The organism is Pseudokineococcus marinus, from assembly GCF_013004605.1.
Taxonomy (GTDB): Bacteria; Actinomycetota; Actinomycetes; order Actinomycetales; family Quadrisphaeraceae; genus Pseudokineococcus; species Pseudokineococcus marinus.
Map to the genome: position 1 here is coordinate 1 of NZ_JABEMA010000154.1, position 7,349 is coordinate 7,349.

Genomic DNA, 7,349 nt, shown 5'->3' on the forward strand with positions numbered 1-7,349 from the left:
GGGCCGCACCACCGCCCCGTCGGCTCGTCACGGGTGGAGGATCACCTCCGTGGACGCGCAGCAGGACCGGCGGGGGCACCAGCGAGGTGTCGTCGACGTGGCCGACGAGGCCGAGCTGAGGGCGCTCGTCGGTGAGCCCTCAGCGGGCGCCGTCCGCAAGGAGCGGGACCGCCTGCACGACCTCGACCGGGCCTGGCTCGCGGCGTCGCCGTTCTGGCTGCTCGCGACCGCCGGTGCCGACGGCACGTGCGACGTCTCCCCGAAGGGCGACCCGGCGGGCTCCGTCCTCGTCCTCGACGACCGGACGGTCGCCCTGGCCGAGCGCCCGGGCAACCGGCGGGTGGACGGCTTCCGCAACGTCCTGGCCAACCCGCACGTCGGCCTCCTCTTCCTCGTGCCGGGCCGCGGCGACACCCTGCGGGTCAACGGGCGCGCCCGGCTCGTGCGCGACGCCCCCTGGTTCGACGACCTCGTCGTCGAGGGCCACCGGCCCGTGCTCGCGCTGCTCGTCGAGGTGGAGCAGGTCTTCCACCACTGCTCGAAGGCCTTCCTGCGCTCGCACCTGTGGGAGCCGGAGACCTGGGACCCGGACGCCGTCCCCGCCCGCCCCCGCATCGCCCGCGCCCTGGAGCGCCCCGAGGCCTCGCTCGAGGAGCTCGAGCGCTACTACGGGCCCTCCTACGCCCAGGGCCTGTACCGCTCCTGACCCCCGCAGGGCGGCGACTCCCGCACGGCGACCTGCACGACGGACCACGGGCGTGCACCGCACCCGCCTGACCTGCGGTGACGCTGCGCGACCGGCCCGTGTGCAGGTCGCTGTGCGGACGACGCCGGCGGCGACGGCTCGTCGGACGCCCGTACGGTGCCGCTCGTGACCTCTCCCGGCGCCGACCTGCCCCTGCGCGGCCCCGAGGCCTCGGCCTCCCCCCGGACCTACCCGCCGGCCCGGCGCGACGACGTCGTCGAGGCGCTGCCGGCGGCGGACCCGGTCGCGAGGGTGGCGGACCCCTACCGCTGGCTCGAGGACGCCGAGGGCGAGGACGCCCGGGCCTGGTCCGCGGCGCAGGAGGCCCTCCTCGCCGAGCACCGTGCCCGCTGGGCCGGCCGCGACGAGGCCGAGGAGCGGCTGCGCGGGCTGCTCGGGGCGGGCTCCGTCGGTGTCCCGGTGTGGCGCGGCGAGCGCCGCTTCTCCACCCGCCGCGAGCCCGGCGGGGAGCACGCCGTCCTGCTCGTGCGCGAGCCCGGCGCCGAGGGCGCGGAGGTCGAGCGCGTCCTGCTCGACCCGGCCGCCCTCGACCCGAGCGGGCTGACGACGCTCGACGCCTGGCAGCCGAGCCTCGAGGGGGAACTCCTGGCCTACCAGCTCTCCGAGGGCGGCTCGGAGGAGAGCGTCCTGCGCGTGCTCGACGTGACGACCGGTGAGGTCGTCGACGGGCCGGTCGACCGCGCCCGGTACTCGCCCGTGGCCTGGCTCCCCGGCGGGGGCGCCTTCTACTGCGTGCGGCGGCTCGCGCCCGAGCTCGTGCCGGACGGCGAGGAGCAGTTCCACCGGCGCGTCGTCCTCCACACCGTCGGCGCCCCGGAGTCCGAGGAGGTCGAGGTCTTCGGCGCGGGGCGTGACCTGCGCACCTACTACGGCGCCTCCGTCTCCCGCGACGGGCGGTGGCTGTCGGTCACCGCGGCGATCGGCACGGACCCGCGCAGCGACGTCTGGCTCGCCGACCTCGGCGAGGGCTCCGCCGCCGCGGCCGCTCCCCCGCTGCGCGAGGTGGTCGTGGGCGAGGACGCGAGCACCTCGGCGCGGGTCGGCCGCGACGGGCGCCTGTACGTGGGCACCGACCTGGGCGCGCCGCGCGGCCGCCTCGCCGTCGCCGACCCGCACGAGCCCGGCCCGGACGGGTGGCGGGACCTGCTCGCCGAGCGCGACGACGCCGTCCTCGAGGGCTGGACGGTGCTCGACGGCCCGGAGCTCGGCGAGGCGCCCGTGCTGCTGGCGGCGTGGACGACGCACGCCGTCAGCCGCGTGACCGTCCACGACCTGGCCGACGGCGCCCTGCGCGCGGAGGTGGTCCTGCCCGGCACGGGCAGCGTCAGCGGGCTCGTCTCGCGCCCGGAGGGCGGTCACGAGGCGTGGTTCACCTTCACCGACCCGACGACGCTGCCGCACGTGCACCGCTTCGACGCGCGCACGGGCGAGGTCGAGGTCGTCGAGGGCCCACCCGGGGCGCTCGGCGCCGCCGAGCCCGACGTGCCGACGACGACGCAGCAGCTCGAGGTCACGAGCGCGGACGGCACCACGGTGCGGGTCCTCGTCACTGCCCGCGCGGACGCGCTGGACGACGCCGGCGCTCCCCTGGCGACCGCCCCGCTCGTCCTCTACGGCTACGGCGGCTTCGGCGTCTCGCTGCGCCCGACGTGGTCCGCGACGACGCTCGCCTGGGTCCGCTCGGGCGGCGTCTGGGCCGAGGCGGGCCTGCGCGGCGGCGGCGAGGAGGGCGAGGAGTGGCACCGCGCCGGCATGGGCCCTGAGAAGCCGCGCGTCTACGAGGACCTCGAGGCGGCCGCCGACGCCCTCGTCGACCGCGGGTGGACGACGCGCGAGCGCCTGGGGATCTACGGCGGCTCGAACGGCGGCCTTCTCGTCGGGGCGGCCCTGACCCGGCGCCCCGCGTCGTACGCGGCCGTCGTGTGCTCCGCGCCGCTGCTCGACATGGTCCGCTACCAGCTCCACGGCCTCGGCCGGACGTGGGCCGGCGAGTACGGCGACGCCGAGGACCCCGAGCAGCTGGGCTGGCTGCTGGCGCACTCCCCGTACCACCACGTGCGCGCCGACCAGCCGTACCCGGCGACCCTCTTCACCGTCTTCGACGGCGACTCCCGCGTCGACCCGCTGCACGCCCGCAAGACGTGCGCCGCGCTGCAGGCGGCGACGTCGCGCCCGGTCGACGAGGCGCCCGTCCTCCTGCGCCGCGAGGCCGACGTCGGCCACGGCGCCCGGTCGCTGAGCCGCTCGACGGGGCTCACCGCCGACGTGCTCGCCTTCCTGGGCCACCACCTCGGGCTGGACGTCGCGCGGGTGCCGTGAGGCCGCGATGAGAGCTCGCCGGCGTCGACCGGGGACGCGGGCGCCTCACGCCTGCGGTCGCTCCGCCTCCGCGGCGGCCGTCCGCGCCGCCTCGAGGCGGCGCTGCAGCTCGCGGGCGTCGTCCGCCGCGAGCCCCGGCAGGTCCGTCGTCTCCGCGAAGCGGCCGCCGGGGCCCCGGAGGTGGGAGGACGGGTGGAAGGTGTCCGGCGGTCGTACCTCCGCCACGGCCGACCACGGCGTGAGACGCCCGCGGCCGAGGGCACCGACATGGCGCACCCCCGCCGGCGTCAGGAGGAGATGGGCGCGGGGCACGAGAACGAGCCCGAGGATCCCGAAGACGAGGTACCCGCACGCGAAGCCCAGCCAGACGGCCCGGGGCCCGTCGAGGACGAGCGCCATGAGCACGTAGCCCGCCCCGAGGCCCACGTTGACCCACGAGGCGATCCGCTGCCCTCTCGTCGTCGGCAGGTCGATGCGCTGCTGCAGGCCGTCGATGTCGACGAGCAGCGGGGTGGCCGCCACGCCGGACGAGTCCGTCACGACGTCTGCTGCACGCGAGCCCGGGCCTCGACGAGCCGACGCTGCAGGTCCTCGGCCTGCTCAGCCGTCATCCCGACGAGCGCAACGGGGACGTCGCCCCCGCGGGTGCCCCGGATGTCGGCGAAGCGCAGCCACCGGCTCGGCGGGCGGATCTCAGCGACGCGGGACCACGGCCGCAGCCCGCCGCCCCGTCGGGTGCTGGCCAGGCGGTATCCCGTCGACTCGAACCGCACCGCGAGGCGGGACGCCCACACGGCGGCGCCGAGGCCGGCCACGACCTGCGCCACCTGCAGGACGACGCGCCAGCTGGTCATCTCGACGTCCCAGATCGCGGCGACAGCCAGCTGCAGGGCAGCGAGCGCCGCCATCGATCCCCACAGCCATGGCATCCACCGCGCCTGCGAGGTGCGCCAGACCCGCGGCAGCCCCTCGAGGTCGACGACGACGGCCGGCTCGTCGTCGTCGCCCCGCCTCCCCCGTGCCACGACCGTGATCATGGCGCGCGCTCACGGAGGCGCCGCGTCGAGGACCGGACGCCACCCGACCGGGTGACGCCCCGACCGCCGCGCGCTCCTCCCGTCCCGGGGCGACCATGGCGGGCATGACGAGCAGCGCGGAGCAGGCGGCGGGCACGTCCGGGGCCGGGCGGGGCGTCCAGGGGCCGGGGGACGGCGACCTCGGGGGCAGCGAGAACCGCGGGGCGGACGTCTCCCCCGACGCGACGGCGGTCGACCCCGTCGTCGCGGCCGAGGGCGGCGACGGCGAGGCGCCGCTCGTCCTCGTGACCGGCGTCACCGGCTACATCGGCGGGCGGCTGGTCCCCCAGCTGCTGACGGCCGGCTACCGGGTGCGCGCGATGGCGCGGCGCCCGGACCGCCTGCAGGACAGGCCCTGGTACGACGACGTCGAGCTCGTCGACGCGGACGCCAACGACATCGACCAGGTCAAGGACGCCCTTCGCGGGGTCGACGTCGCCTACTACCTCATCCACTCGCTCGGGTCCGGCAAGGACTTCGAGCAGCTCGACCGCTACACCGCGCGCACCTTCGTCACGGCCGCGCGCGACGTCGGCGTCGGGCGCGTCGTCTACCTCGGCGGTCTGTACCCGGAGGGCGAGCACCTCTCGGAGCACCTCGGGTCGCGCAAGGAGGTCGGCGACATCTTCCTGGCCTCCGGCGTCGACTCGGTCGTGCTCAAGGCGGCCGTCATCATCGGCTCGGGGTCGGCGTCGTTCGAGATGATGCGCAACCTCACCGACCTGCTGCCGGCGATGGTGACGCCGAAGTGGGTCACGTCCACGATCCAGCCCATCGCGGTGCGCGACGTCCTGCGCTACCTCGTGGGCGCGGCGCGCCTGCCGGAGGGCACGAACCGGGGCTTCGACATCGGTGGCCCCGACGTCCTCACCTACCGGCAGATGATGCAGCGCTACGCCGCGGTGGCGGGCCTCAAGCCGCGCATCATCGTGCCGCTGCCCGTGCTCACCCCGGGCCTCGCGTCGCACTGGACGGGCATGGTCACGCCGGTCCCGAAGAAGATCGCCCGCCCGCTGATCGGCAGCCTCGTGCACGACGTCGTCTGCAAGGAGGACGACATCAAGCAGTGGGTGCCCGACCCCGAGGGCGGGCTCATCGGCTTCGACGAGTCCGTGCGGCTGGCGCTGACGAGGATCCGCGACTACGAGGTCGAGACGTCGTGGCGCTCGGCGAGCCTGCGCGGCGCGCCCAGCGAGCCCCTGCCCACCGACCCCGACTGGGCGGGCGGTCGCCTCTACGTCGACGACCGGAGCACGACCGTCGACGCGCCGGCCGAGCACCTGTGGGCGGTGCTCCAGGGCATCGGCGGCGACAACGGCTGGTACTCCTTCCAGCTCGGGTGGTGGACGCGCGGGGTGCTCGACCAGGTCTTCGGCGGCCCCGGCCTGCGCCGCGGCCGGCGCGACCCGCTGCACCTGTCGGTCGGAGACGCCCTCGACTGGTGGCGGGTCGAGGCCATCGAGCCCGGGCGGCTCGTGCGGCTGCGCGCCGAGATGCGCCTGCCCGGGCTGGCGTGGCTCGACCTGTCCGTGGAGACCGGCGCCGAGGCCAAGGAGGCCGGGCGCATCGGCCGGGACGTGGCGGACGACGCCGTCGTCTTCCACCAGCGCGCGCTCTTCCACCCCCGCGGGCTGCCCGGGCGCCTGTACTGGACCGGCATCGTGCCCTTCCACGCGGTCGTCTTCGGCGGCATGCAGCGCAACGTCGCCCGCGCCGCCGAGGAGGCCTACCGGCGCAACCCCGACGCCGGTGCGCTCCTGCGCGACCAGGCGGCTGCGGAGGGACGGACGACGAGCGCCGCCTGACGGCCGTCCCCGCTCCGGTCGGGGCCAGGTGCGGCGGGGGCGGCCGAGGTGGTGCGGGAGACTGGGGCACGTGCGCATCCAGGGACCGGGCGGCCAGGGCACCTTCTACGACGCCGTCGGCGGGCACGACACCTTCGTGACGCTCGTCGACCGCTTCTACGACGGCGTCGCGGGCGACGACGTCCTGCGGCCCATGTACCCGGAGGAGGACCTCGAGGCGGCGCGGGTGCGCCTGCGGATGTTCCTGGAGCAGTACTGGGGCGGCCCGACGACGTACTCCGAGGAGCGAGGCCACCCCCGCCTGCGCATGCGGCACGCGCCCTTCGCGGTGGGCCCGGTGGCCCGTGACCGGTGGCTGCTCCACATGCGGGCGGCGGTGGACTCCCTCGACCTGCCGCCGCTGCTGCACGCCGAGCTCTGGGACTACCTCGAGCGGGCCGCGCACAGCATGCTCAACACCTTCGACGGCTGACCGCTGCGGCCGCGGCGGACGGGCCCGCGACGCCGTCACCCGCCCTAGCCTCCGCGCATGAGCAGCGGGCGCGACGTCGACGTCGCGGACGGCCGGGTGCTGCGCGTCCACGACAGCGGCCCACCCGGCGCGCCGGGGCGCGGTGACGGCGTGACGCTCGTCTGGCACCACGGCTCCCCGCAGACCGGCGCGCTGCTGGAGCCCGTGCTGGCGACCGCGGCGGCGCGCGGGCTGCGCCTCGTCTCCTACGGGCGCCCCGGCTACGGCGGCTCCACCCCGCGACCGGGACGCGACGTCGCGTCCGCGGCGGAGGACGTCGCGGCGGTCGCCGAGGCCCTCCGGCTCGGCCGCCTCGTCGTCGTGGGCGCGTCCGGCGGCGGGCCCCACGCCCTCGCGTGCGCGGCCCTGCTGGCGGACCGCGTCGTCGGCGCCGTCAGCCTCGCCGGCCTCGCGCCCTTCCGGGACGAGCGCTGGTGGTTCGACGGCATGGCGGACGAGGCCGCGCTGCGGGCGGCGGCGCGGGGCCGGGACGCCCGGCTGCGGCACGCCGAGCACGACGCGTTCGACCCGTCCTCCTTCGTCGACGCCGACTGGGAGGCCCTCGCCGGCCCGTGGGCCGACCTCGGGGCGGACGCCCAGCGCGCCGGTGCGGCGGGGCCGGGCGGGCTCGTCGACGACGACGTCGCCTTCACCCGCGACTGGGGCGTCGACCTCGCCGACGTGCGCCCCCCGGTGCTCTGCGTCCACGGCGACCGCGACCGCGTCGTCCCGCCGGCGCACGGCCGCCGCCTCGTCGACGCGCTCCCGCGGGGGGAGGTGTGGACCCGGCCCGCCGACGGCCACGTCTCCGTGCTCGCGGCGCTGCCCGCGGCGCTCGACCGGATCCTCGCGGTGGCCGGGCGCTGAGCCCG

7 protein-coding genes are annotated in these 7,349 nt (G+C 76.9%); 5 read left to right on the top strand and 2 right to left on the bottom strand.

What is annotated here, in order from left to right:
• Positions 1-49: 49 nt before the first annotated feature.
• A complete protein-coding gene (locus tag HLB09_RS10515) occupies positions 50-706 on the top strand; it encodes a pyridoxamine 5'-phosphate oxidase family protein (protein WP_171203332.1) in 657 nt (218 codons plus the stop codon).
• A 165-nt stretch (positions 707-871) separates the two neighbouring features.
• Positions 872-3,085 carry a prolyl oligopeptidase family serine peptidase gene (locus tag HLB09_RS10520; RefSeq protein ID WP_322790130.1) on the top strand — a complete coding sequence of 738 codons (2,214 nt, stop codon included), beginning with the start codon at positions 872-874 and terminating at the stop codon, positions 3,083-3,085.
• A 45-nt stretch (positions 3,086-3,130) separates the two neighbouring features.
• Here the strand turns inward: HLB09_RS10520 and HLB09_RS10525 are convergent, their stop codons facing one another.
• Positions 3,131-3,625, bottom strand: a complete 495-nt coding sequence (locus HLB09_RS10525) for a hypothetical protein (protein ID WP_171203333.1) — start codon at positions 3,623-3,625, stop codon at positions 3,131-3,133.
• Complete coding sequence (locus tag HLB09_RS10530; RefSeq protein ID WP_171203334.1) at positions 3,622-4,110, bottom strand: hypothetical protein; 489 nt, start codon at positions 4,108-4,110, stop codon at positions 3,622-3,624. Before HLB09_RS10530 ends, HLB09_RS10525 begins: the two co-directional genes overlap by 4 nt.
• A gap of 116 nt (positions 4,111-4,226) precedes the next feature.
• Here HLB09_RS10530 and HLB09_RS10535 point away from each other — a divergent pair, with 116 nt between their 5' ends.
• The 3 genes from HLB09_RS10535 to HLB09_RS10545 all read left to right on the top strand — a co-directional run bounded on the left by HLB09_RS10535 (position 4,227) and on the right by HLB09_RS10545 (position 7,344).
• Positions 4,227-5,966, top strand: coding sequence for an SDR family oxidoreductase (locus HLB09_RS10535; protein WP_171203335.1), 1,740 nt, complete (start codon positions 4,227-4,229; stop codon positions 5,964-5,966).
• A 70-nt stretch (positions 5,967-6,036) separates the two neighbouring features.
• Positions 6,037-6,438, top strand: a complete 402-nt coding sequence (locus tag HLB09_RS10540) for a globin (protein WP_298804528.1) — start codon at positions 6,037-6,039, stop codon at positions 6,436-6,438.
• A 57-nt stretch (positions 6,439-6,495) separates the two neighbouring features.
• Positions 6,496-7,344, top strand: coding sequence for an alpha/beta fold hydrolase (locus tag HLB09_RS10545; RefSeq protein ID WP_171203336.1), 849 nt, complete (start codon positions 6,496-6,498; stop codon positions 7,342-7,344).
• Positions 7,345-7,349: the final 5 nt, after the last annotated feature.